This window comes from Pseudomonas sp. GL-R-19 (genome assembly GCF_019956375.1).
Classification (GTDB): domain Bacteria; phylum Pseudomonadota; class Gammaproteobacteria; order Pseudomonadales; family Pseudomonadaceae; genus Aquipseudomonas.
Genome location: NZ_JAHBDJ010000023.1, coordinates 33,748 through 58,538, shown reverse-complemented (window position 1 = coordinate 58,538; position 24,791 = coordinate 33,748). Strand labels below are relative to the sequence as shown.

21 protein-coding genes and 4 pseudogenes are annotated in these 24,791 nt (G+C 53.8%); 3 read left to right on the top strand and 22 right to left on the bottom strand.

Annotation, left to right across the window (positions count from 1 at the left end):
• Nucleotides 1-59 precede the first annotated feature (59 nt).
• From KGA83_RS14230 to KGA83_RS14215, 3 genes and pseudogenes are all read right to left on the bottom strand, one after another.
• Nucleotides 60-176, bottom strand: a pseudogene (locus KGA83_RS14230) (UDP-N-acetylglucosamine 2-epimerase (non-hydrolyzing)); the annotation flags it as partial.
• Nucleotides 177-1,095: 919 nt separating this feature from the next.
• Nucleotides 1,096-1,392, bottom strand: coding sequence for an integration host factor subunit beta (gene ihfB, locus KGA83_RS14220; RefSeq protein WP_108215432.1), 297 nt, complete (start codon nt 1,390-1,392; stop codon nt 1,096-1,098).
• A gap of 151 nt (nt 1,393-1,543) precedes the next feature.
• A pseudogene (locus KGA83_RS14215) lies at nt 1,544-1,816 on the bottom strand (hypothetical protein); the annotation flags it as partial.
• A 214-nt stretch (nt 1,817-2,030) separates the two neighbouring features.
• On the opposite strand from KGA83_RS14215, the pseudogene KGA83_RS14210 reads away from it, so the two are divergent.
• From KGA83_RS14210 to KGA83_RS14200, 3 genes and pseudogenes are all read left to right on the top strand, one after another.
• A pseudogene (locus KGA83_RS14210) lies at nt 2,031-2,385 on the top strand (group II intron reverse transcriptase/maturase); the annotation flags it as partial.
• Nucleotides 2,386-2,443: 58 nt separating this feature from the next.
• Entirely contained in the window at nt 2,444-2,650 is a 207-nt protein-coding gene (locus KGA83_RS14205) for a hypothetical protein (protein ID WP_223529943.1), read from the top strand.
• 496 nt (nt 2,651-3,146) lie between these two features.
• On the top strand, nt 3,147-4,517 hold the full coding sequence (locus tag KGA83_RS14200; RefSeq protein WP_223529941.1) for a hypothetical protein: 1,371 nt from the start codon (nt 3,147-3,149) through the stop codon (nt 4,515-4,517).
• Between the two features lie 264 nt (nt 4,518-4,781).
• Here KGA83_RS14200 and KGA83_RS14195 read toward each other — a convergent pair whose 3' ends face one another.
• From KGA83_RS14195 to serC, 19 genes and pseudogenes are all read right to left on the bottom strand, one after another.
• Entirely contained in the window at nt 4,782-5,117 is a 336-nt protein-coding gene (locus tag KGA83_RS14195; RefSeq protein WP_108215429.1) for a ComEA family DNA-binding protein, read from the bottom strand.
• 112 nt (nt 5,118-5,229) lie between these two features.
• A complete protein-coding gene (locus KGA83_RS14190; RefSeq protein ID WP_108215428.1) occupies nt 5,230-7,224 on the bottom strand; it encodes a polysaccharide biosynthesis protein in 1,995 nt (664 codons plus the stop codon).
• 101 nt (nt 7,225-7,325) lie between these two features.
• Nucleotides 7,326-8,351 (bottom strand): MraY family glycosyltransferase, encoded by a 1,026-nt coding sequence (locus KGA83_RS14185; RefSeq protein WP_108215427.1) that lies wholly within the window; start codon nt 8,349-8,351, stop codon nt 7,326-7,328.
• Nucleotides 8,352-8,415: 64 nt separating this feature from the next.
• Nucleotides 8,416-9,378 (bottom strand): UDP-glucose 4-epimerase family protein, encoded by a 963-nt coding sequence (locus KGA83_RS14180; protein ID WP_108215426.1) that lies wholly within the window; start codon nt 9,376-9,378, stop codon nt 8,416-8,418.
• Nucleotides 9,379-9,397: 19 nt separating this feature from the next.
• On the bottom strand, nt 9,398-10,525 hold the full coding sequence (wecB, locus tag KGA83_RS14175; RefSeq protein WP_108215425.1) for a non-hydrolyzing UDP-N-acetylglucosamine 2-epimerase: 1,128 nt from the start codon (nt 10,523-10,525) through the stop codon (nt 9,398-9,400).
• Nucleotides 10,518-11,528 (bottom strand): polysaccharide biosynthesis protein, encoded by a 1,011-nt coding sequence (locus tag KGA83_RS14170; protein WP_108215424.1) that lies wholly within the window; start codon nt 11,526-11,528, stop codon nt 10,518-10,520. Before KGA83_RS14170 ends, wecB begins: the two co-directional genes overlap by 8 nt.
• Nucleotides 11,529-11,561: 33 nt before the next feature.
• Complete coding sequence (locus KGA83_RS14165) at nt 11,562-12,419, bottom strand: dTDP-4-dehydrorhamnose reductase family protein (protein ID WP_223529939.1); 858 nt, start codon at nt 12,417-12,419, stop codon at nt 11,562-11,564.
• Nucleotides 12,416-13,660, bottom strand: a complete 1,245-nt coding sequence (locus KGA83_RS14160; protein ID WP_223529937.1) for a glycosyltransferase family 4 protein — start codon at nt 13,658-13,660, stop codon at nt 12,416-12,418. The genes KGA83_RS14165 and KGA83_RS14160 overlap by 4 nt, the downstream gene beginning before the upstream one ends.
• A gap of 3 nt (nt 13,661-13,663) precedes the next feature.
• Nucleotides 13,664-14,800: a glycosyltransferase gene (locus KGA83_RS14155; protein ID WP_223529935.1), complete on the bottom strand. Its 1,137-nt coding sequence runs from the start codon at nt 14,798-14,800 to the stop codon at nt 13,664-13,666.
• Nucleotides 14,801-14,845: 45 nt separating this feature from the next.
• A pseudogene (locus KGA83_RS30060) lies at nt 14,846-15,127 on the bottom strand (asparagine synthase-related protein).
• Nucleotides 15,128-15,153: 26 nt separating this feature from the next.
• On the bottom strand, nt 15,154-15,294 hold the full coding sequence (locus KGA83_RS29840) for an asparagine synthase-related protein (RefSeq protein ID WP_146176366.1): 141 nt from the start codon (nt 15,292-15,294) through the stop codon (nt 15,154-15,156).
• A 455-nt stretch (nt 15,295-15,749) separates the two neighbouring features.
• Entirely contained in the window at nt 15,750-16,052 is a 303-nt protein-coding gene (gene ihfB / locus KGA83_RS14145) for an integration host factor subunit beta (protein ID WP_223529958.1), read from the bottom strand.
• 151 nt (nt 16,053-16,203) lie between these two features.
• Nucleotides 16,204-16,485 (bottom strand): hypothetical protein, encoded by a 282-nt coding sequence (locus tag KGA83_RS14140; RefSeq protein WP_108215416.1) that lies wholly within the window; start codon nt 16,483-16,485, stop codon nt 16,204-16,206.
• 210 nt (nt 16,486-16,695) lie between these two features.
• Nucleotides 16,696-18,387 carry a 30S ribosomal protein S1 gene (gene rpsA / locus KGA83_RS14135; RefSeq protein ID WP_108229835.1) on the bottom strand — a complete coding sequence of 564 codons (1,692 nt, stop codon included), beginning with the start codon at nt 18,385-18,387 and terminating at the stop codon, nt 16,696-16,698.
• A 120-nt stretch (nt 18,388-18,507) separates the two neighbouring features.
• Nucleotides 18,508-19,197, bottom strand: coding sequence for a (d)CMP kinase (gene cmk / locus KGA83_RS14130; protein ID WP_008049002.1), 690 nt, complete (start codon nt 19,195-19,197; stop codon nt 18,508-18,510).
• Nucleotides 19,194-21,401, bottom strand: a complete 2,208-nt coding sequence (locus KGA83_RS14125) for a bifunctional prephenate dehydrogenase/3-phosphoshikimate 1-carboxyvinyltransferase (RefSeq protein ID WP_263292621.1) — start codon at nt 21,399-21,401, stop codon at nt 19,194-19,196. Before KGA83_RS14125 ends, cmk begins: the two co-directional genes overlap by 4 nt.
• Nucleotides 21,402-21,429: 28 nt before the next feature.
• Entirely contained in the window at nt 21,430-22,542 is a 1,113-nt protein-coding gene (gene hisC / locus KGA83_RS14120; protein WP_223529932.1) for a histidinol-phosphate transaminase, read from the bottom strand.
• Between the two features lie 13 nt (nt 22,543-22,555).
• A complete protein-coding gene (pheA, locus tag KGA83_RS14115; RefSeq protein WP_108215413.1) occupies nt 22,556-23,650 on the bottom strand; it encodes a prephenate dehydratase in 1,095 nt (364 codons plus the stop codon).
• The gene (serC, locus tag KGA83_RS14110; protein WP_223529931.1) at nt 23,650-24,735 is read right to left on the bottom strand and encodes a 3-phosphoserine/phosphohydroxythreonine transaminase; all 1,086 of its coding nucleotides are present in this window, start codon (nt 24,733-24,735) and stop codon (nt 23,650-23,652) included. The genes pheA and serC overlap by 1 nt, the downstream gene beginning before the upstream one ends.
• Between the last annotated feature and the right edge of the window lie 56 nt (nt 24,736-24,791).

Sequence of the window (24,791 nt, the reverse complement as noted above, 5' to 3'; positions counted from 1 at the left end):
GCCCGGATGAAACACCTTAGCCAAGACGACCAATGGAAGATAAGCAATTATATGGCCCACAATGCCATATCGCCATCTTGGCCTGAGCGCACCAAAATATGATTCAATTGCTTATCTGACTCAGCAACCGCACGACTCATTTTAATAAGTTCGGGTCGAGCATCAACCGGAGCCATAACCTTGGGCAATCAACTGCCCCTTAATAAAGTCCAGTTTCAATAGACGCTCTTTGATACCAGACACATCCAGAAGGACCGCCAATGCGGAACTATTATCAGGAGCACAATCCAGTCCAGCGCCTGACTCAACGATCACGCGGATCCCTCTCCTCGAAAAGCTGTCATGATTGGGCAACCGGCAGCAAGATGTGATTGGACTTTACTGAATAGTGCGTAGGACATATCCCCCACCACTTAAACCAATCAACAAAACTGAGAAACTCTCAAATATTTCTGACATCCAGCCCACAGAACGCCGCGCCGACAATAACAAATCATAAAAATAGTGATTATTTTGCTCTACTCCTGTAGCCACTCAAGCACACCACCGCTGCCAAAAGTTAATATTTCCTTCCAGTCTTAACAACCTGGCAGCATCTACCATCGCGCCCGTAAACCATGCGGCACAAATAGCCCCAGCAAATACCACACCAAGTTACATCTCATTAAAAATCAAAGCCGACAGACGCTTCCCTCCTATATTATTGGGAAGCTGCGCTATCTACCGAATTGAAAAAAAATTGCAGATATAAAAAATCGAAAACGATGATTTACCCATACCTCGAAAAACATCATGAATCCGTCAACCGAACACTCATCTCTTTATAATTTACTTGGCTGACGCCCGAGGCACCTTCCTGCCCCTAAGCAATAGCCAATACAATAGAGGTCCCAATACCATCCCTACCAACAGCGACAGCACTACAATTACCGACACGGGCAATGCAGGCCCCGTCCATCCAAGAAACACCATCGAAATGGCTTGTTGATTTTCCAGGACGAACACCAAGACCACTAAAATCAATAGCAACAACAAAACCGCAAGAATTACGCGTTTGATATTAGGCATTGGTAACAACCCAAACTCCATTTACTATCACGACACTTCCTCCTCATCCTCATTCACCCGATCACGCAACTCCTTGCCGGGCTTGAAATGCGGAACGAACTTGCCATCGAGACTGACAGACTGACCTGTTTTCGGATTACGCCCCACGCGCGGCGCGCGATAGTGCAGTGAAAAACTGCCGAAGCCACGGATCTCGATGCGATCGCCGGTGGCCAGGCATTGAGACATTTGCTCAAGCATGGTCTTGATGGCCAGCTCCACATCCTTAGATGAGAGCAGTCCTTGATGGGTGACAATTCGTTCGATCAACTCCGACTTCGTCATATTTTTCCCTTCTTTTTCAAGCAGCTAGATCAGCGCTTCAAAGGTTTTAGCACGCCCGGACGATTTTGAACAGCCCATTGTATTTACCCCATTCTCTCTCCGCATGAACGTCCGATACAGAAGCGGCCGCGCCCCGGCACCCTGCTCGGCTACAGATAACCAACATGGTCCGTGTCAATAAACCCGCAGGATTGAAGCCAAAAAAGTATTCTTCTTCATGCTTGGCATCGTCGGACCTTGCCACCACCTTGTAACCTTCCCCCTTACATTCCCTGTCGGCACGCTTTTGACACCTCTCCCACCCCGATCCCAGCCCCGAGCAATCAATCTCGACGTGACTGACTCCGCGTCCCCCAAGGGTCCTTGCACTAGTCGCACAACCCGCCAATATCAGTACGACAATCACGACGATGAGCCTTTTCATTCACATATTCATGCCAGAACCTTCGCCTGACCGTCGTTCGCCTTCAGGCATAAGACTAGCTGCAAATAAACGACTGATCCGATTAAAGAAAGAGACAATCTGAAGAGCCTTGGGTTTCTGCAACCCTCCCTGGGAACCAATATCCTGTTCAACCCGAGTGATAGCACAGGAGAATCAGTAGCTAATGGCTTGTCGCGCAGGTTCTGGATTACTTTTGGAGCGGCGAGGCCATCGTTTCGTACGCTACGCCGATGATGCGAACATTTATGTGCGCAGACGTCGTGCCGGTGAGCGAGTGATCGCCGGCGTCGAGCGGTTCTTGAGGCAGCGTCTGAAACTGACGCTGAACCGGGAAAAAAAGCGGGGTTGCCGGGTCAGGGATGTGTGACTACTTGAGCTACGGGATGAGCCGGCATCAACAGCCAAGGCTGAGAGTGGCGACGATGAGTCTGGGTCGCTTGCGCGAGCGACTCGCAGAGCTACTGCGCGGAGCGCGGGGCCACAAGTTTGTATCATGCGAACAAATGGGCTGGCAGGCGCGGTGGTGTACCTCGACAAGTATCAGACCTACTACAACGGAGCGGCTTTGGCCTATTCCGGTAAGGTTGTAGCGCAGGCTCTCGCAGGATGAAAATTCAGCACAGACAATGGCCGCGCAGCGGAAAGATCAACGCGGAACTCGTCTACACCGACGGTACCTATAAGGTCGGTCCTCCTTGCGATACGGAAAAGGTAGCTTTGGCTGCAGCCAAGAAGGCTGAAGCGCAGAAGCAGCCCAAGCGATCCTATGCCAGGGACGGCTGGTGTGTTGTCGCAGACCAGTCTCAAAGCTGATAGCATGCCGGCCTTATGAGTATATGTTCACCCAAAGGACGACAGGCAATGACTTTGGCCAAGGTAATACGCTGTGCATCGCCGAAACGGATTACGTTGGCGGGGTTGGCCCTGGTTTAGATTTCTTCCTCTGCGCTGGGCTCGTCTTTGGTAGAGTAAGCAGCTGCAGCTTGGAAAACGGCAGATCAGGAAGCGAGAGATTGTAGTATCCCGGATATGGACCTGACTGATGCGGTCCCAAAATCCGTAAGAGATCAAGAGGGATGCCAAATCAAAGCAGGCTCGCGTTCTTGGACCCAGCAAATCCAATCTGACATGTCCTGTGCGATAGCTTCTCTGGATATAGTGGGGGTGATCAAGCAGGAAAGTTACGACAGGGTATGCATCGTGGAGCTCACCCGAGCTAAGCGAGACTCGATTGTGGCAAGCGCCAAGTAGATCCCGAGGGCCCAATACACTTGCCGGCTATCGGCTTAGCATTTCAAGGAAATCAAGAATGTATTCATCATTCATCAATCGGGGCCATCTCTTGCTTGCCCCTGCTTTAGCGCTGTGTTCATGGATATCTTTGAATCCGTACTTTTTATGGGGCTCCAGTAGGCATATTGTACTTGCCGGACTAACGGCTGGCGTCATTGCGGTGCTCGCGTTTATCGCTGGTGATCGGCCACGTAAAAGTGAAATGATCGGCTTTGCCATGATGGCAATTTTTATAGTCTACATAAGCTTGCTCCCCAAAACGGACGGAAGCTTTACACGTTGGTATTTCGTTCTGCCGACTATGCTAGCGCTCTTCGTATTCGAAGACAGTCGGAGAGCCGAGCTTATAAAAGCATTTTCGATTATCTTCGGGTTGAGCTTGCTGCCAGGTATTTTGGTATCGATTGGCTCCATTCTCGGGCTTCAAATCAGCTTCGATCACAAGCCGCTTCTAAACCCTGTAATGGCCACAGCGGGGGGCTATTATCTCAATGTGCCCGGTGTGCTATTGCTTGGGAATAACGTGATGTCTCTACCATGGGGCGGAGCGCTCTTCCGTTTGTGTGCGGTTTATGATGAGCCGGGGATGGTGGGTACCGTTTCAGCATTTCTGCTCGCAGCCCATAGGTTCCGGATCAGGTCCACAGCCACCACCCTACTTTTCGTAGGCGGGTTGCTCTCGTTTTCTTTGGCGTTTGCAGTGCTGACAGCCGCTGGTTTTGCTGCTCGGCTGGTGCTGACCCGATCTGCCAGAACCTTGGCGCCTCTCGCTCTGAGCGTAGTTGCGGGGCTGCTTACCGCAGGAGTCATCAAGCCAGATTCTTTTCACACAGAAACGAATGCGAAAGGCCCTGGAGTTGAAGTCACTACATCAGCATCGGCGCCTAGCTTGACAGGACCATTGTCTTCTCCTCCGGAGCTAGTTGCTGGCCTTCCAGAGACGCAGGCATCGGACGCTTCGGTAGTGAAAAACACCACTGTATTACCAGCCTCAACCTTGCGTCCGACTCAATATATAAACAATAGATCGCTTCCTGAAATGCAAAAACTGATCAATGACTATTGGTCTTCAGGTTTTAAGACTCTTATGTTCGGGGTAAGCTCTGACGCTAGCGTAACGTTTGGTGGAGTCTCTCAAGTAGTAACGAGAATATTCACGGACTTTGGGATCATCGGAATGATCCTTTTTGCCGGCTCTATGATTTTGCTTGCTATCGCACTTCTGCGTAGAGCTGATTTTCCGAAATGGGCATTACTGTTTTTCGCGCTGTTCCTGTTTAGTATATATCAGCGACCAATTGTCTGGATGCCTTACGCGTTCACACTGTTCATTTGTTGCCCGGTATTAGCTGGAGTTAACGTGAAGAAACGAATCAGCGTTACTTAAACGTTATGACTTCATAACAACTTCAATCTCAACATAACCCGCTACGGCGGGTTTTTTTATGCCTGGAGAAGGGTATGGGCAGCGGCAACCGGTTTAGTTGCGCAAGACGGGATGCCCGGACGCGTACCGAAATACGCACCTTGGATATAGCGCATAAGAAAAATGCCCTCATCTTGCGATTCGGGCATTTTCTTTAACTAGCCAGCAGATTGCCAGGTTTTCACACAGCCTGCAATGATCGGCCTTTTTCGTTCAATCACACACTTAGTTCAATTCGATCCTCTCGCGATTCCTGTCCAGAAGCGCTTTACCGATCCCCTTCACTTCCAGCAATTCATCTACCGACGCAAATGGTCCATTACTTTCACGATATGCAACAATCGCTTTGGCTTTGGCCTCGCCTATACCCGACAGTTCACGCTGCAGCGTTGCTGAATCGGCACTATTAAGATCGATTTTGCCCACTTGCTCCTTGGCGGCCACATCCAGTACCCGAGGTGCTTTGAGCATCTCGGGACTGCTCGCTGGAGCAGCGAAAGTAACGGCGGGAACACTGGTGAGAAGGGCAAAGACCAGAGAGTAAAAGTAGCCTGTACGCATGATTGAAGCTCCATGACGGCGTTTGAGAAAGCAGCTTTTCCGAAGCTGCTCCTCAAACTTAGGCTATGTAATGGCACTGTCAAAAATATGTACATTGCAAAATATTAAACAATCAGGGCTCGAGGCGCCGCTGCTGGTAGATCCAGTCGACGATTTCACCATCCGGGGAGTAGCCGCTAACCGTGTCGCGCAACAACTGGCGAACACGTGCATAATCGTCTTGATCAACAGCGCGGAGCAATTCGCTCAGCTTGACCTTCAGCACATCCCAGGACAGGTAATCCTCGTTGGCAGTCATGATCATCGGGTGCTGAGTGGCAGCCACGTTGTCACCGATCAACAATTCCTCATAAAGCTTTTCACCCGGACGCAGCCCCGTGAACTCGATTGAGATGTCGCCATGCGGGTTTTTTTCCGAACGGACACTCAAACCGGATAAATGGATCATCTTCTCGGCGAGCTCGACAATCCTGACAGGCTCCCCCATATCCAAAACGAAGACATCACCACCCTGCCCCATGGAACCCGCTTGAATAACCAGTTGTGCGGCTTCGGGAATGGTCATGAAGTATCGAGTGATCTTTGGGTGGGTGACCGTCAGCGGCCCCCCCGACTTGATCTGTTTGTGAAATAACGGAATAACCGAACCGGACGATCCCAGAACATTTCCAAACCGAACCATCGTGAAGCGCGTCTTGTTCACCCGAGAAACGTTGGTCGTGTCACCAAACAATACCGGCGCCAACTCTCGACTGAGCGCCTGCAGCGTCATCTCGGAAAGACGCTTGGTACTGCCCATTACATTGGTAGGCCTCACGGCCTTGTCGGTCGAAATCAATACAAAGTTGGAGACACCTGCCTGAAGTGCGGCCTGGGCTGTATTGAGCGTGCCAATCACATTGTTGAGCAGACCTTCGGCAATATTATGCTCGACCATTGGCACGTGCTTGTAGGCTGCGGCGTGATACACCGTATCCACGCGCCAGGATTTCATCACATCGAGAAGTTTTTCCTGGTTGCGCACGGACCCCAGGATTGGCAAAAGACGGATCGATAATGACTCTCGTGCAACTCTCTGTTCCAGCTCGGACAATATGCTGTAGAGATTGAATTCGCTATGTTCAAACAATAAAAGTGTCGTGGGCCCGAGCTCCAGAATCTGACGGCAGAGTTCGGAGCCGATGGAGCCTCCGGCACCCGTGACCAGAACGCACTGCCCCTTGATGCAGTGCTCAAGTAACTCCCCCTGGGCCGGAACAGCGTCACGGCCGAGCAGGTCAGCAATGTCTACCTCCTGGATGTCGTCCACCTTGACCCTGCCACTGGCCAGATCCATGAACCCCGGAATACTCCGAACATGCAGAGGGAAACCTTCGAGAAAACCAAGAATCTCGCGGCGGCGACCACGATTGGACGACGGGATGGCAAGGAGAATTTCCTGAGCGCCCGTATTGTCGATCATTTGCTGGATATGTTTAGGCTTATAGACTTGCAGCCCTGAAATAACCCTGTCGGCAATACCGCTATCATCATCGATAAAGGCAACAGGTCGCATGACCCTCCCCATTCGCAAGGCGGTAACGAGTTGATTGCCTGCGGCCCCGGCACCGTAAATCGCAACTTTTGGCAATCCGTCATCCCTGTTCGTGAACGGGACATGCTGAGCCGCGCTGAACCAATCACCCATAAAATACTGGCGCATGGCCAAGCGTAATCCCCCGATCATGATCAGACTCAACCACCAGTAGTTGAATATGATCGAGCGGGGAACGACGTTCTGATGATTGCTGTACCAGTACACCAAGACGCCGAGGATCAGGGACGATAATGTGACAGCCTTGATAATGGCAATAAGTGCATCATTGCCGAAATACCGCATCACCGCGCGGTACATGCCAAAGCGGATGAATAAAGGAATTGCCACGACAGGCGCGCTGACAAAAAGCCAAACATGCTGAGTGAGGGGATTGATCATCTCGTCCAGCCCCAGACGCACAACAAACGCCATCCACAAGGCAAACCAGACCAGAAAAATATCAGTCAATACCTGCAAAATGCGCTTATGTCGTCTTGGCAGACTTAATAAATTTGCCCGAATCTTATCCATAACCCCTCTAAACACCTCTCGAAGCCCCTAGCATTGATACAACAACTACAGCTTTTGGTATCGCTTGTGGACCAGGCATTGCGTGATAGCCAGAGCAACCATCACGCATTACTCGCGACTTCCAACTCGCCAGCGTGGAATTTGAAAGCCAGTGCCACCAACGGCACATAGGCCAGAATCAATCCCGTCGAACCATCCAGGTACCGCATGACGACCAATATAGCGACCGGCAATAACCACAACAAATTGATAGCGGCTATTGCAACCGTGACCACACGATGGCTGCCGAATTTCCGTGAAGCGTACTGGTATCCATGGCTGCGATGAGCCTCATAGACCTTGTCACCACGCAACAGGCGGCGCAGCAAGGTAAAGGTAGCGTCAACAATGAAGACTCCCAACAGGATAAGCCATGCCCACAGAAACACCGGGGCAGTCCATGCGGCATGCAGGGCCAACACCGCCAGTACCATGCCTAGAAAACCACTCCCTGCATCGCCCATGAAAATACGCGCAGGCGGGAAATTCCAGACAAGGAAACCGAGTACGGCCATTGTCAGCACAAACGGGGGAATGGAGAGACTCGGATGGCCACCAATCCAATACACCAGACAAGCGCCGACACAGGCGCAAATCGCTTCGACACTCGCCAGACCATCAATACCATCCATAAAGTTATAGAGGTTGAGCATCCAGACCAGAAACAACGCCCCGATGACATAACCAAACCATCCCAAGCTTATTTCGTAACCGAACACATTGATCGGGGCCATGCCGCCAATCCAGAACAATGCCCAGATGGCACCAGCGAAATGCGCCAGCAGGCGCCACCGGGCAGCAATGTGTCCGTGGTCGTCAAGAAACCCTATGACTGCAATCCATCCACCGGCTCCAAGTAGAGCCAACGCCATGGGCCAAGCCATGTCATCTACCCAGACAAGCGCCGGTAACGCAATCAGAAAACTCAGGACGATGGCCACACCTCCACCACGCGGTGTCGGGACCGAATGTGAACTTCGTGAATTCGGAATATCTATCAAACTGCGTGCCAAGGCATATTTGCGCAATGCACCCGTGGCCAAAAATGAAACACCAACCACAGCAGTCAACAACCAAATTGTGTTCAAAGATCAACTTCCTGAAACAGCCAAAATCAATTTTGCAATTGAACCAGCACTGCCGTTAGCCAGCTTATCGCTGCCTATCCTTGTAGTAGTTCGCAGCCGACACCAGAGCTTCATCGACGCTGACGGGAGGAGACCAGCCCAGCAGTTTTCGAGTTTTGCTTATATCGACCTGCAACGACCCGCAAAGCCGTTGCGATAAAGCCTGCTTGCCTAAAAGCTGCGCCCCACGCTCAAGCAGCACACTCGGAACAGGCAACAACCGTGCAGGCTTGCCCAGCGCTTGCCCCATGCGCCTCAACAGCTGCGTAGTGGACAGATCTTCCCCATCACTAACAAGGAAAATCTGATTAGCTGCAGCCGGGTGGCGAATACAGGTCGCTATTAAATCAACAAGATTGTCGAGCGCGACCAGACTGCGTCGATTATGGATAGCCCCGAATGGCAGCGGCACCCCTTTGTCCAGCCAGCGCATCATGTTCAGGAAATTAGCCCTTACACCCGCGCCGTAAACGAGCACGGGACGAATAATAACGACCTCCATCCCTGAATCGTTCGCGATTTCGAACAACCCTTGCTCGGCCTCCATTTTTGAAACGCCATAGGGGTCCGCTGGTGCGGGTGGAGCATCTGCAAGATAGGGTTCATTGAGGGGCGTACCCTCACCATTCACCTTGATCGAGCTGATGAACACAAAACGTCGAACCCCCTGGTCAGCTGCCTGCCGGGCAAGATTGAGTGTGCCTTCGACATTTACTTTGCGAAACGCCACAAGCGGATCGGACTCGGTGTCATTCATCACATGGACACGCGCCGCGCTGTGAATGACGACCTCCACCCGATCCAGCGCTTGGGACCAATCGGCATCACTTTCGAGCCCGACGGTTTGAATAGTTGTAACGCGCGCCGGACAGTCAGGCAGGGCATGCCCGCGAATGGCGGCCACCGGCTCCAGATCTTCAGAAGCCGCTAATCGGCCCAGGACTGCACGACCTACGAAACCGGTGGCACCTGTCAACAAAACACGCATTTTCAAACCTCGACGCCGCTCAGGGTTTCGACCAGACCGTACGGTTGATGTAGTCGGTATAACTCAATACGACCCGAACCACCTGCTTGGACACTGGACCCGCCTGGTAATCCCTGACCACAGGGATGACACGCTGATCACGATCATGCTGACTGGTCACCACACGTACGGCATTAAGAACGCCATCCACTTTCAGGCCACTCATAATGAGTGTCCCTTCGTCCATCCCCTCCGGACGCTCATGTGCATTACGGATGGTAATGGCAGGCAAGTTCAGCAGAGAGGCTTCTTCTGTGATGGTGCCACTATCGGACAGGACGCAAAATGCCGACATCTGTAGCTTGATGTAGTCAAGCAGACCGAACGGCTTGGAAAAGCGGATCAACGGGTGATCCAGCGATTCGCCTATCGCCTCCAGACGCTTGCGGGTGCGGGGGTGAGTGGAGACGATGATCGGAAACTTATACTCGTCAGCCAAGGCTCGCAGCGTCTTGAGCAAATCCCGGAGGTTTTCCGGCGTATCGACGTTTTCCTCTCGGTGAGCGCTGATGATGAAGAATTTATCCTGCTCCAGCCCTTCTCGAACCAGCACGTCGGAGGTGAGAATTTTCGGCATGTAGTAGTCGAGCACTTCCTCCATATGCGAACCGGTCTTGATGATGGTTTCAGGACGAATCCCTTCAGCGATCAGATAACGCCGCGCATGCTCGGTCAGAACCATATTGATATCGCTCAGGTGATCGAGCACCTTGCGATTCAGTTCCTCGGGAACTCGCTGATCAAAACAGCGATTGCCGGCTTCCATATGGAATACCGGTATCTTGCGGCGCTTGGCGGCAATGACTGCTAGACAGGTATTGGTATCGCCATAGAGCAGAAGCGCGTCCGGCTTTTCAACTTCAAATACTTCATCCGCCTTCGAAATCACCTCGGCGATGGTCTTGGCAGCCGTATCACCGGCGGCGCCCAGAAAGTAATCAGGCTTTCGAATTTCAAGATCATCGAAAAATACCTGATTCAATTCGAAGTCATAGTTTTGGCCGGAGTGGACCAACACATGATTGACTTGCTTATCCAGCTCTGCAATAACACGACTCATCTTGATAAGTTCTGGTCGCGTGCCGACCAGCGTCATGACCTTAAGCATCAAGTTTCTCCTGAATGTATTCCAGATTCAAAAGAACTTTCTTCACGCCTTCAACATCGAGACGTTCCGTATTATGCGAGGTGTAATCTTCAAGATCGGAAATCTCCTGCTCACCCTCAACAAAGAACTTCTTGTAGTTCAGGTCGCGATTGTCAGCCGGGATTCGATAGTAACGCCCCATGTCTTCGGCTTTGGCCATTTCTTCACGGGAAATCAGCGACTCATAGAGTTTTTCGCCATGACGGGTGCCAATGACCTTGACAGTATTGTCACGAGAGAACAGCTCCTTGAGCGCTTGCGCCAGGTCCGCGACTGTTGAGGCAGGTGCTTTCTGGACGAAAATATCGCCTTGCTCGGCATGCTCGAAAGCGTGCAGCACCAGGTCGACAGAGTCCTCCAGCGACATCAGAAAGCGGGTCATGTTCGGATCGGTGACGGTCAGCGGCTCTTCATTTTGCAATTGGTTGATAAACAACGGGATCACTGACCCGCGTGAGGCCATGACATTGCCGTAACGAGTCGCGCAGATCACAGGTCCCGATGCCGGAATCATACGCGACCTGGCCACCATCAGTTTTTCAGCCATGGCCTTGGAAATACCCATGGCATTGATTGGATAAACAGCCTTGTCGGTACTTAGCACGACAACGCGCTTAACACCCGAAGCAATCGCCGAATTCAGAACGTTTTCGGTACCGATAATGTTAGTACGCACGGCTTCCATAGGGTAGAACTCACAGGAAGGCACCTGCTTCAATGCGGCCGCGTGAAAAATGTAATCCACGCCGACCATCGCCTGATCAAGGCTATCGCGATCGCGAACATCACCGATATAGAACTTCACCTTGTCGTTCGACAGGGCAATGCGCATATCTTCCTGTTTTTTTTCATCGCGGCTGAATACGCGAATTTCTTTTACGTCAGTATCAAGAAAACGCTTCAACACTGTATGACCAAATGACCCTGTGCCGCCCGTGATCATCAAAATTTTATTATCAAACATAACTACCGTCCAAAACTTGATTGTATTTAATGATCAACGCGATGCGCGCATTGATTTGACCAATTCCAACCATGAAGGTGGAGCATAACCGGTCGCGGATTGGAATTTTGATGAGTCCAGCGAACGATTGATAGAAAGATCACTGTCAGCGACGATATCGATTTCCTTCTCATAAACTTCTGCCACCAATTTCAGCAGAGACAATTTATCAATGGGTGCCACCGATACATGATAAAGGCCCTTAAGCTCCGGGTTCGGGATCACATAATCTCGAATGACACGCGCCAGCTCCACGGTAGGAAGCCCCGAAAAAATGGCCTTTTCGTAGCCCTTGACGACCCCGTTCTGGGATAGAAACCAATCCACCAGCGAGTATTGGCTTCCGAGTTCGTGACCGATGATTGAAGTCCGGAGGGTGACTGCATTCGGCTGGGCATGAAGCTCGCCAATGTACTTGGACTTGCCGTAGAGATCCTCCGCATCGGAGATATCCTCTTCAGTGTAAAGCCCTTTACGCCCGGAAAACACGCAGTCGGTACTGATGTGAATCAAGCGAGCGCCAGACAGTTCGCACAACTTGGCAATGCGATGCGGCAACATGGCATTGATGGGAAGCGCTGAAAGGGGATCCTTGGCATCGGCCAGTTGCTTGATCAAGCCGACGCAGTTGATGACGACATCAGGCTTGACCTTTGCCAGCACCGAAACCAGCGAGTCCTGGTCCAGCACGTCAACATTGCTGATTAACGAACCGCGAGTTTCGTCTGAAAAGTATTTTGCGCCACCCGGGTTACGTAAAGTGCCCCACACCTCAAAACGTGGGTTTCCATGGAATTGCCTGAACACCGTGCTACCCAGCATCCCGGTGACCCCTAACACTAGAACTTTCATTTTGAGCTACCTTTCAATTCATTGATCCTGGTACAGAGGATTTCGACGAGACGCTGGCTTTGACGCTCCATTTCGAAATGCTCGAGGTAGTACGCCCTGCCCGACTGCCCCAATGATTCCCGTTCATCCGAACTCATGTGGAAAAGTTGCTCAATGCACCTGGCCATGCCTTCGGCATCTTGCGCCGGGCTCGTCAGGCCTGCATTGGCCTCTTGAATGATCCGAGCCCCTTCACCATCCAGCGCGGCGACAATCGGCCTTCCCGCTGCCAGGTAAGCCTGGACTTTACTGGGAATGGTATAGGAGAACGCCTCATCTTGCTTCAACGTCACCAACAATCCAGTGGCACGACTGAAAAAATGTGGCATTTCACTTACCGGAAACCGACCGGCGAGGACAAGGTTGTCCAATGATCGGGATTTTTTCTGGCTTTCGATCCAGCTCAGCATGCTACCGCTGCCGACCAGCACAATTCGGAGTTTGGATAGATGGCGAAGCCTGTCTGCTACCTCAACCAAGGTTTCGACCGATTGTGCGGTCCCCAGATTGCCAGCAAAAACGAGACAGAAATGGTTTTCGAGCTCCGCAAGCAGCGATGCAGGAATCAGAGTCTCTTCCGAGCCTGACGGAGTATCCTGATAGCAATTTGGGTAATATACGACCTTACCAGGATCAGCATAGCGAGCAACCGGCTCCCGGAATGCCCTCGACTGGACGAGTAAAGTGTCAACGCAGGCGTAAATGCCTCTGACTCCCCACCCTACCACGCGCAAGAGCGATTTATTCCGGATAAATCCCGTCGCACTCAAGCTCTCTGGCCAGAGATCCTGGACCCATACTGCCAGATGACTCTTGAGTTTCCATTTCAAATAGATGGCAGGAATGACTGACGTAATCGGGGAAGGTGCAAACACAAAGATTGCGTCATAACTCTCACCCTTTACAGCGTTCGGGTAAAATCTCAGTCCATTTACGATATAGGACAAATAGTTCAGTATCAGGTTTTTTGCGCCCGAAGAGCCGCGAGGTCTAAGCGGTGCACGGCATACTCTAACTGTCGTTTCGTAACTTTCTTCCTGATATCCGCAAGCTTGGTAGCCGTCGAACACAGCACCATCCGGATAATTCGGCTTGCCGGTAAGAACTTTTACGACGTGCCCCTGGGCAGATAAGCTCTTGACCAGGTCGTTGATAATAAAAGATTCCGGCCAGAAATACTGCGATACCACGAGAACTCTCATTTATCAAACACCCACTTTGTGTAACTTAGCCAACGCCAGCAGTTCGGAGCACTTTTTTCTTGAGGTATCTTCCCATTCAAACTTATCACTTTGCGCGACCGTCGCAACGGCCAGCTTTTTCAAAAGTTTGGGATTAGTTAAAACCTCTGTCAGTACCTGACCTATGTCTTGGGAATCAAACGGCGAAAAACAAACTGCTGCGTCCGATCCAAATTCCGGCATAGGCATAACATTAGAACAAATCATCGGCCGACCTGAAGCGAGCACATCAAGAAGGATGTTTGGGCAGTTGTCGCACGACGAGGCAAAGAGATTCAGATGAGCGTGGTGATACAGCAGGAGAAGCCCCTGACAAGGAGTAGCGCCCAGTAGCAGGGCCCGATCTTCCAGGCCTAGCGTTGCAATCAGAGCCTTTACACGCTCCGCTTCCGGCAGATTTGTTTCCCCGACAAGAATCAGCGAAAACCTTTCGCAAAGTTCCCTGGATAGCTCCCCACAAGCACTGACCACTTTAAAATGGTGTTTGTAATCGTCAGATCTCAACACATATGAAATGCACTTTTTCCCGGGCAAGAAGTCCGGACAAACAGCACTTTTACCGAGCGCCCAAAACACAGAGCCAATTCCATGATGGATAGTAACGAGTTCTTTAGCTTTGGTCAGCGACTCGATGATACTTCGTGCATAGTTTGAAATAAATATCGCCAGATCAGCTTCAGATATGCTCTTGAGCATAATGCGGTTCAACAACCAGTTTCTGAGTTGTTGCAACCCCAGCGATAAACTTTTTTGTACGCGCAAATCAAGTGGATTCATGCTCCAAAACATCTTCGCTACCTTGCAAGCTGCCGGTGCGCGAGTGCCCACTACTCCCCCGGGACAAAATGGTACGTCAGCCTTTTCAGCCTTCAAGATACCGGGCAGCACCCACTTTTCCCACAAGGCTCTGACAATCGAATTTTTTGTCGGCCAGGCAGGTTCGTCTCGACGGATCCTTGGGTGATCCCGCAGCTTGAGTGATGAAGGGGCGAACACGCGAATCTCAAGATCCTTGCCGAAGGGTAGGAACTGAAAAAGGTTAATCAGATATGTCTGACCTCCACCTAGATGGGCAGAGAGCGCACTGAAAACTATCTTCATGGAAAACCTTTTGCTCAATCTGAATTAGCGACTATTTTTATCAAGCTAGGATTGGAACATAAGAATATTCCACAAATGAAGACTACGATCGTACGTTCCGTTTTGATGCTGGAACCACGCTGGGCGAGTTTTCTGACAATCGAAATACCCCTCTCTCCTGATTCGCTCCTCAGCTAGCAAGCCCTCTACCCACCTCTCTCAATAGTCCACGCACCGTTGCGCCAGTAGAATAGAGAAGCCCGCCTTGGGTCTATCGAAGAACGAGGTAGGTACATATCTCTTAAGCAGTTCGCGAAGCAGCCATTTCCCGCCGCCATTTTTGATCAACTGCTCTGAAGACAAAAAAACGCCGGTTACGCGACTCGATGATCGAGCAAGGGTGCCCGGGTTTCGAGGCTCGCGCTCATGGCACCACGGTCGACCCTTACCAGCAGATCATCCGGCAAGTACTGAGAAACATCCCATCGGTGCATTTCTTCGATGTAATCGTCCATCGACCCCCAAGAGACGCCGCCCTGATCTTGACCGTCAATACCCAGCACCACATTGCCTGTAGGTTGCCATTGCGACTACATTTGCGCCAGAAAACCTCGACAACTAAAGCCAAAACAACAATGAATTCCCGTCTCAACGAACGCGCGCAGGATACCGCATCATTGCACCGGCTGAACACCAGAAAAATTTTCAATAAAATCAATGCTCAACTTACCATCCCCTAGTCCCGACCCTCAAGGTACAAGCAGACACAACACTGCCTCCCCACACAATCATTCCGACCAGGAATGAAACAACGCCAAAAATCGACAACTGAAGCTGCGGTGAAGAAAAACCTGAAAAGGAGACAGCAACAAACTGCTGATTTTCCAGCACGAAGAGCAGGCATGGAATTGATACAAACAACACAATCCCTGTGATCACGAATCGCTTGAAACGACTGCTGTCTCGCCAACTAATCATCACGGCAACCTTCCTCATCCTCATTCACCCGATCTCTAAGCTCTTTCCCTGGCTTGAAATGCGGAGTGAATTTTCCGTCAAGACTGACAGACTGCCCGGTTTTCGGATTACGGCCTACCCGTGGTGCGCGATAGTGCAGAGAGAAGCTGCCAAACCCCCGGATTTCGATACGATCCCCGGTAGCCAGACATTGGGACATTTGCTCAAGCATGGTCTTGATGGCCAGCTCCACATCCTTGGATGAGAGTAGCCCTTGATGGGTGACAATTCGCTCGATCAACTCCGACTTCGTCATATTTTTCCCTTCTTTTTCAAGCACCTAGATCAGCGCTTTAGAGGTTCTAGTACGCCGGCATGATTTTGAACAGCCCGAGTTTTGCCATACATTCCCCAACCCCAAAATGCTTGATTCCTGAAAGACGCAAGACCTCTGAACGGTTACCAGCTCATCGGCAAATCACCAACATAGTGCGCGTCAGGAAACCTGCGGGGTTGAATCCAAAGAGGAAGCTTTCTTCCTCTTCCTTGACATCATCAGATCTCGCGACGACTTTGTAGCCTGCCCCTCTGCACTCCTTGGCCGCGCGTTTGTAACACCTCTCCCATCTCGAACCGAGCCCCGAACAATCGACCTCTATGCCGCTGACCCCGCGCACCACGTGAGTTTTGGCACTGGTGGTACAACCCGCTAGCGCCAGCACTGCTACTGCGACAATTAGCTTGTTCATTCACGTCCTTTTGCCAGAACGCCCACCGGGCGATCATTAGTCTCAGGCTAAAGACTAGCTGCAAATAAGTGCTTGATCCGACTAAACAATCAGACATTTTTTCAGCACCTTTGGTTCACGACTCGAGTAGCTACAGCCGAGCGAAATTCACCAAACTCCAGGCACAAAAAAGGGCGACCGAAGTCGCCCTTTTTTACAGAAAGTCAGAACTTAGTTCTGTTTTTCCATTTGTGCACGCAGCAGGTCACCCAGAGTGGTGGCCACAGGAGCATCAGTAGCTACTGGCTTGTCGCGCAGGCTCTGAATTGCTTCTTTCTCGTCTTCAACGTCTTTCGACTTGATCGAGAGCTGAATTACACGGCTCTTACGGTCAACGCTGATGATCTTGGCTTCTACTTCTTCGCCTTCTTTCAGAACGTTGCGCGCGTCTTCAACGCGGTCACGGCTGATTTCGGAGGCTTTCAGAGTCGCTTCGATATCGTCGGCCAGAGTGATGATGGCGCCTTTAGCGTCAACTTCCTTCACGATGCCTTTAACGATGGCGCCTTTGTCGTTCTCTTGAACGTACTCGGAGAACGGATCGCTTTCCAGTTGCTTGATACCCAGGGAGATGCGCTCGCGCTCTGGGTCAACCGACAGGATAACGGTGTCCAGCTCGTCGCCCTTCTTGAAGCGGCGAACGGCTTCTTCGCCCACTTCGCTCCAGGAGATGTCGGACAGGTGAACCAGACCGTCGATGCCACCGTCCAGACCAATGAAGATACCGAAATCGGTGATCGACTTGATGGTGCCGGAGATTTTATCGCCCTTGTTGAACTGGCCAGAGAAATCTTCCCATGGGTTGGATTTGCACTGCTTGATGCCGAGGGAGATACGACGACGCTCTTCGTCGATGTCCAGAACCATAACTTCCACTTCGTCGCCGACTTGTACGACTTTCGAAGGGTGGATGTTCTTGTTGGTCCAGTCCATTTCAGAAACGTGCACCAGACCTTCAACGCCTTCTTCCAGCTCAGCGAAGCAGCCGTAGTCGGTCAGGTTGGTTACACGCGCGGTAACGCGAGTGCTTTCCGGGTAACGGGCTTTGATAGCAACCCATGGATCTTCGCCCAGCTGCTTCAGGCCCAGGGAAACACGATTGCGCTCGCGATCGTACTTCAGAACCTTGACATCGATCTCGTCGCCAACGTTGACGATTTCGGAAGGATGCTTGATACGCTTCCAAGCCATGTCGGTAATGTGCAGCAGGCCATCGACGCCACCCAGATCGACGAATGCGCCGTAATCGGTGAGGTTCTTGACGATACCTTTGACTTGTTGGCCTTCCTGCAGGGATTCCAGCAGAGCTTCGCGCTCGGCGGAGTTCTCGGCTTCCAGGACACTGCGACGGGAAACGACAACGTTGTTGCGCTTCTGGTCCAGCTTGATGACCTTGAATTCCAGCTCTTTGCCTTCCAGGTGCGTGGTGTCACGCACTGGACGGACGTCAACCAGAGAACCTGGCAGGAACGCACGGATGCCGTTAACGTCGACAGTGAAGCCGCCTTTAACCTTACCGTTGATAACGCCCTTGACCACTTCTTCGGCTGCGAAGGCTGCTTCCAGAACAATCCAGCATTCAGCGCGCTTGGCTTTTTCACGGGACAGCTTGGTTTCACCAAAGCCGTCTTCAACCGAGTCCAGAGCAACGTGAACTTCGTCACCGACGTTGATGTTCAGTTCGCCAGCGTCGTTGTAGAACTGCTCAAGCGGGATGAGTGCTTCAGACTTCAGGCCAGCGTGAACGGTTACCCAGCGAGCCTGGTAATCGATATCAACGATAACACCGGTGATGATGGAGCCTGCCTGAAGGTTCAGGGTTTTTAGGCTTTCTTCAAAGAGTTCCGCAAAGCTTTCGCTCATTTTAATTCCTGTTGATGAGGGCGAAGAATACGCCCATCTCCACACCCCAGACGGTGTGGGTTAGTTTCATTTAAAAGAAGCCACCGCAGGACTATGACTGGTCCCCTGCGGCCTTCTTGGTCACCCGGCGATATCGCGAATGGCGATCTCGCTCATGATGCGTTCCAGCACCTGGTCGATGGATAATTCCGTGGAATCCAGCTGTATGGCGTCAGCCGCCGGTTTGAGCGGGGCTACCGCTCGCTGGGTGTCACGCTCATCGCGTGCACGTATCTCATCTAGCAGACTCGACAGACTAACACCCTCGACTTTGCCCTTCAACTGCAAATATCGACGGCGTGCCCGCTCCTCGGCGCTGGCGGTCAGAAAAATCTTCAGCGGCGCGTCGGGAAAAACCACGGTGCCCATGTCGCGACCATCCGCCACAAGACCCGGCGCTTCCTGAAAAGCTCGCTGGCGCTGCAGCAGCGCCTCGCGTACAGCAGGCAGCGCAGCGACCTGGGACGCGCCGGAACCGACGCTTTCGGTGCGAATGACATCGCTGACTTCATCACCTTCCAGAATGATGCGTTGCAACTGACCGTCCGTCGCCGCGATGAACTGCACATCCAGATGAGCGGCGAGTTTCTTCAACAGCTCTTCATTGGTCAGGTCGACACCATGGTTATGCGCGGCGAAGGCCAGCAATCGGTACAACGCACCGGAGTCCAGCAGGTTCCAGCCCAGGCGCTTGGCCAGAATCCCGGCTACCGTGCCCTTGCCCGAACCGCTTGGTCCATCGATGGTGATGACCGGTGCAATGCTGATCACGACTGTGCCTCTTGTGCCACGCGAATACCGACCTGTGCGCACAGCGCCAGGAAATTCGGGAACGACGTCGCGACGTTGGCGCAATCATGAATGCGGATCGGAGCACTGGCGCGTAGCGAAGCAACGCTGAACGCCATGGCAATACGATGATCACCATGGCCGTGCACTTCACCGCCGCCGATCTGGCCGCCGTCGATGATGATGCCATCCGGGGTTGGCTCGCACTTGACGCCCAATGCCAGCAAGCCATCGGCCATGACCTGGATACGATCCGACTCCTTGACCCGCAGCTCTTCGGCGCCACGCAACACGGTGCGCCCTTCAGCGCATGCGGCGGCGACGAACAGCACCGGGAACTCGTCGATCGCCAGCGGAACCAGCGCCTCGGGAATCTCGATACCCTTGAGTTTAGCTGCACGTACGCGCAAATCAGCTACCGGTTCGCCGCCCACTTCACGCTGGTTTTCCAGGGTGATGTCGGCGCCCATCAGGCGCAGGATGTCGATCACACCGGTACGGGTCGGGTTGATGCCGACGTGTTCGAGCACCAGTTCCGAACCTTCGGCGATCGATGCCGCCACCAGGAAAAATGCCGAGGACGAAATATCACCCGGGACTTCAATGTGGGTCGCGGTCAGCTTGTTGCCGGAATCGACCGATGCGGTCGCACCGTTGACCGTTACCGGATAGCCGAAGCCACGCAGCATGCGCTCGGTATGGTCGCGGGTCGGAGCAGGCTCGGTAACCGTGGTCTTGCCTTCGGCATACAGGCCGGCCAGCAGCAGGCAGGACTTAACCTGGGCACTGGCCATCGGCATGGTGTAGGTCAGGCCCTTGAGCTTGTTGCCCCCACGAATGGTCATCGGTGGACGACCTTCGGCGGCGGTTTCGATCACGGCGCCCATTTCACGCAGTGGATTGGCCACGCGATTCATCGGGCGCTTGGACAGCGAAGCGTCGCCGGTCAGGGTGCTGTCGAAGTTCTGCGCGGCCAGCAGGCCGGACAGCAGACGCATCGAAGTACCGGAGTTGCCCAGATAGATCGGGCCCGGTGCCGGCTTCAGGCCATGCAGGCCGACACCGTGAATGGTCACGCGACCGTGGTGCGGGCCTTCGATGACGACGCCCATGTCACGGAATGCCTGCAAGGTCGCCAGGGCATCTTCGCCCTCGAGGAAACCTTCGACTTCGGTGACGCCTTCAGCCAGGGAACCGAGCATGATCGAACGGTGGGAAATCGATTTGTCACCTGGTACGCGAATCCGACCGGACAAGCGGCCACCAGGTTGAGCCAGGAAAATCAGATCGTTGGAATTCATAGCGTCCACATAGGCCCTGCGGGCCAGGATTTTACTGAAATGCTCGCGGGCAACCCGGGCGCGAGTGAATACGCCCAACAATTGGTGCCCATCCCCTGCATCGACCGCGTCGCGCAAGGCGTCGAGATCGCTGCGAAATGTATCGAGTGTGCGCAGGACAGCTTCGCGGTTGGCGAGGAAGATGTCGTGCCACATGACCGGGTCGCTTCCGGCGATTCTCGTGAAATCGCGGAAACCGCCCGCAGCGTAACGGAAGATCTCAAGATTTTCATTGCGCTTGGCCAACGAATCGACCAAGCCGAACGCCAGCAAATGCGGCAGATGACTGGTCGCCGCCAAGACTTCGTCGTGACGTTCGACCTGCATGTGCTCGACGTCGGCGCCCAATTCGCGCCACAAACGGTCGACTACCGCCAGGGCTGCCGGATCGGTCTGATCCAGCGGCGTGAGGATCACTTTGTGGCGACGAAACAGCTCGGCGTTGGAGGCTTCCACTCCGCTCTGCTCGGAACCGGCAATCGGATGGCCCGGCACGAACCGCACCGGCATGCCGCCGAACGCCTCGGTTGCCGCACGCACCACATTGCCTTTGGCGCTGCCGACATCGGTCAGGATCGCTTGCCCCAGATCCATGCTCGCCAAACGCGCGAGCACTTTTTCCATGGCCAGAATCGGCACTGCCAGCTGAATCACATCAGCACCCTGACAAGCAACGCCCAGGTCTTCCTCGCAGCGATCCACCACACCCAATTCGACCGCGAGTTTGCGCGATTGCGGATCGAGATCGACCCCGACCACTTCGCGGCATATGCCGCTCTCACGCAAGCCCTTGGCAAACGAACCGCCGATCAACCCAAGACCGACCACCACCAGGCGACCGATCATAGGTTCAGCAGATTGCAGCGCAGTGACATCAACCACGAGCCAGAACCTTGGTCAGCGCCTCGAGGAAGCGGCTGTTCTCCGCCGGCAGACCAATGGTGATGCGCAGGTGATTCGGCATGCCGTAATTCGCTACCGGACGCACGATCACGCCTTCACGAAGCAAGCCCTGGAACACTGGCGCTGCAACCTGACCCAGGTCCACGCAAATGAAGTTGCCCCTGGACGCAATCCAGCTCAATCCCAATTCACGAAAACCCGTCTCCAGTTGCAGCATGCCGGCTTCATTCAAATGACGGCTTTGCGCCAGATACTCTTCGTCCTTCAACGCCGCACAGGCCGCGGCCAGAGCCAGACTGTTGACGTTGAACGGCTGGCGTACGCGGTTCAGCACGTCCGCGACCACCGCCGTGGACAAGCCATAACCCACGCGCAGCGCCGCCAGGCCATAGGCCTTGGAGAAGGTGCGGGAAACCAGCAGGTTCGGATAAGCCGCCAGGAAGTCCAGGCCATCCGGCAAGTCGCTGCCTTCGGCGTACTCGATGTAGGCCTCGTCCAGCACCACCAGCACGTGCTCCGGAACATCCTGCAGGAATTCGTCCAGCGCCTCGGCGTCGAACCAGGTCCCGGTCGGGTTGTTCGGGTTGGCGATGAAGACCACGCGGGTATTGGCATCGATCGCCGCCAGCATGGCGGGCAGGTCATGTCCCCAATCCTTGGCCGGAATCACCTTGGCCTGCGCGCCGACCGCCTGAGTGGCAATCGGGTAGACAGCGAACGCATGCTCGCTGAATACGGCATTCAGGCCCGGCGCCAGATAGGCGCGCGCCACCAGCTCAAGAATGTCGTTGGAGCCATTACCCAGCGTCACTTGACTCAGCTCGACACGGCACTGCTCGGCCAGCAGGGTCTTGAGCGCAAAACCGTTGCCGTCCGGATAGCGGGTCAGCTCGACCAGCGCATCGCGGATGGCCGCCAGCGCCTTTGGTCCGGCGCCCAGCGGGTTTTCGTTGCTCGCCAGTTTGACGATGCTGGCGGGATCGAGATTGAGCTCGCGAGCCAGTTCGTCCACGGGCTTGCCCGGAACGTAAGGCGAAAGTTGTTGCACGCCCGGCTGCGCCAGAGCGAGGAAATTGCCACTCATTTGCTACCGCCCCTTAGAGAACTGCTTTCGGGTAGGAACCCAGCACTTTGAGTGCCACTGCTTCCTGACTGATCTTTTCCAGCACACTTTTGACCAGCGGGTCGCGGTGGTGGCCGACGAAGTCGATGAAGAACACGTAGGTCCACTTGCCGCTGCGCGACGGACGAGTCTCGATTCGCGTCAGGTCGATGCCATTGTCGTGGAACGGCACCAGCAACTCGTGCAGCGCACCCGGCTTGTTGCTCATGGAAACGATGATCGAGGTCTTGTCGTCGCCAGTCGGTGGCACTTCCTGATTACCGATCATCAGGAAGCGCGTGGAGTTGTCCGGGCGATCCTCGATCTTATCGGCCAAACGGGTCAGCCCGTACAAATCGGCCGCCATGTCACCAGCAATCGCCGCCGAGTTCCACTCACCCTTGACCCGTTTGGCCGCTTCGGCGTTGCTCGACACCGCCACGCGCTCGACATTCGGGTAGTGGGCGTCCAGCCACTTGCGGCACTGGGCCAGTGACTGGGCGTGGGAGTAGATACGACTAATGCTGTCGGTCTTGGTGTTTTCACCGACCAACAGGTGATGGTGGATACGCAGTTCGACTTCGCCGCAGATCACCATGTCGTGTTCAAGGAAGCTGTCGAGGGTGTGATTGACCGCGCCTTCGGTGGAGTTCTCCACCGGGACCACGCCAAAATTCACCGCACCGGCCGCCACTTCACGGAACACTTCGTCGATCGCCGCCATCGGCTTGCTGATCACTGCGTGACCAAAGTGCTTAATGGCCGCAGCCTGGGTGAAGGTGCCTTCAGGCCCGAGGTAAGCCACTTTCAGCGGCTGCTCGAGCGCCAGGCACGAAGACATGATTTCACGGAACAACCGCGCCATCTCTTCGTTGCCCAGCGGCCCCTGGTTACGCTCCATGACACGCTTGAGCACCTGAGCTTCGCGCTCAGGACGATAGAACACCGGCACTTCGCCTTCGGCCAGCGAGGCCATCTTTACTCGCGCGACTTCCTGGGCGCAGCGCGCACGCTCACTGATCAGCTCCAGGACCTTTTCGTCCAGGGCATCAATGCGCAGGCGCAGTGCCTTGAGTTCTTGCTCAGACATTAGCCGTGTTCCTTCTCGAACTCTGCCATATACGAAATCAGCGCATTGACGGCGTTGATGTCGACGGCGTTATAGATGGAGGCGCGCATGCCACCCACGGAACGGTGCCCCTTGAGGTTCAACAGGCCACGCTCATCGGCACCCGCCAGGAACGGCTTGTCCAGACGATCATCCGCCAGGCGGAACGGCACATTCATCCACGAGCGGTCCGATTTGTTGATCGGGTTGCTGTACAGGCCGCTGGCATCGATGAAGCTGTACAGCGTGCGCTGCTTGACTTCGTTGAGCTTGCCGATGGCCTCGACGCCGCCCTGCTCTTTCAGCCACTCGAACACCAGGCCGGACAGGTACCAGGCCAGGGTCGGCGGGGTGTTGTACATCGAACCGTTATCGGCCGCGACCTTGTAGTTGAGCATAGTCGGGCACAGGGAACGGGCGTGGCCCAGCAGGTCTTCGCGAACGATGTTCACGACGATACCGCTCGGACCGATGTTTTTCTGGGCGCCGGCGTAGATCATGCCGAAACGTGAAACATCCACCGGACGCGACAGGATGTCCGAAGACATGTCGGCGACCAGCGGTACATCACCGGTTTCCGGAATCCATTGGAATTCCAGGCCGCCGATGGTTTCGTTCGGCGCGTAGTGAACGTAGGCCGCGTCTTTCGACAGCTTCCATTCGTTCTGGCCGGGAATGGCGAAATAGTCATAAGGCTTGGCGGTGCCGGCAACATTGACGTGGCCGTAGCGCGAAGCTTCTTCGATGGCTTTCTGCGACCAGATACCGGTGTCGATATAGTCGGCCGAGCCGTTTTCCGGCAACAGGTTCAGAGGAATCTGAGCAAATTGCTGGCTGGCGCCACCTTGCAGGAACAGCACTTTATAGTTCGAGGGGATATTCAGCAGATCACGCAGATCCTGCTCGGCCTTGGTGGCAATGGACACGAACTCATCACTGCGATGGCTCATTTCCATGACCGACAAGCCCTTGCCGTGCCAGTCGAGGAGTTCACCCTGGGCGCGCTGCAGGACAGCTTCGGGAAGCGCCGCGGGACCGGCACAGAAGTTATAGGCTCTCTTGCTCACATCCAATCTCGCTCTGATTTGGTGGTATCACGCAATAAATCGCAACATCAATCGAC

Bases quoted from the DNA above. Each gene is read 5' to 3' on its own strand.
- ihfB (WP_108215432.1), bottom strand. From the start codon at position 1,392: ATGACGAAGTCGGAGTTGATCGAACGAATTGTCACCCATCAAGGACTG.
- KGA83_RS14205 (WP_223529943.1), top strand. From the start codon at position 2,444: ATGAAAATTCAGCACAGACAATGGCCGCGCAGCGGAAAGATCAACGCG.
- KGA83_RS14200 (WP_223529941.1), top strand. From the start codon at position 3,147: ATGTATTCATCATTCATCAATCGGGGCCATCTCTTGCTTGCCCCTGCT.
- KGA83_RS14195 (WP_108215429.1), bottom strand. From the start codon at position 5,117: ATGCGTACAGGCTACTTTTACTCTCTGGTCTTTGCCCTTCTCACCAGT.
- KGA83_RS14190 (WP_108215428.1), bottom strand. From the start codon at position 7,224: ATGGATAAGATTCGGGCAAATTTATTAAGTCTGCCAAGACGACATAAG.
- KGA83_RS14180 (WP_108215426.1), bottom strand. From the start codon at position 9,378: ATGCGTGTTTTGTTGACAGGTGCCACCGGTTTCGTAGGTCGTGCAGTC.
- wecB (WP_108215425.1), bottom strand. From the start codon at position 10,525: ATGCTTAAGGTCATGACGCTGGTCGGCACGCGACCAGAACTTATCAAG.
- KGA83_RS14170 (WP_108215424.1), bottom strand. From the start codon at position 11,528: ATGTTTGATAATAAAATTTTGATGATCACGGGCGGCACAGGGTCATTT.
- KGA83_RS14165 (WP_223529939.1), bottom strand. From the start codon at position 12,419: ATGAAAGTTCTAGTGTTAGGGGTCACCGGGATGCTGGGTAGCACGGTG.
- KGA83_RS14160 (WP_223529937.1), bottom strand. From the start codon at position 13,660: ATGAGAGTTCTCGTGGTATCGCAGTATTTCTGGCCGGAATCTTTTATT.
- KGA83_RS14155 (WP_223529935.1), bottom strand. From the start codon at position 14,800: ATGAAGATAGTTTTCAGTGCGCTCTCTGCCCATCTAGGTGGAGGTCAG.
- KGA83_RS29840 (WP_146176366.1), bottom strand. From the start codon at position 15,294: ATGGACGATTACATCGAAGAAATGCACCGATGGGATGTTTCTCAGTAC.
- ihfB (WP_223529958.1), bottom strand. From the start codon at position 16,052: ATGACGAAGTCGGAGTTGATCGAGCGAATTGTCACCCATCAAGGGCTA.
- KGA83_RS14140 (WP_108215416.1), bottom strand. From the start codon at position 16,485: ATGAACAAGCTAATTGTCGCAGTAGCAGTGCTGGCGCTAGCGGGTTGT.
- rpsA (WP_108229835.1), bottom strand. From the start codon at position 18,387: ATGAGCGAAAGCTTTGCGGAACTCTTTGAAGAAAGCCTAAAAACCCTG.
- KGA83_RS14125 (WP_263292621.1), bottom strand. From the start codon at position 21,401: ATGATCGGTCGCCTGGTGGTGGTCGGTCTTGGGTTGATCGGCGGTTCG.
- hisC (WP_223529932.1), bottom strand. From the start codon at position 22,542: ATGAGTGGCAATTTCCTCGCTCTGGCGCAGCCGGGCGTGCAACAACTT.
- pheA (WP_108215413.1), bottom strand. From the start codon at position 23,650: ATGTCTGAGCAAGAACTCAAGGCACTGCGCCTGCGCATTGATGCCCTG.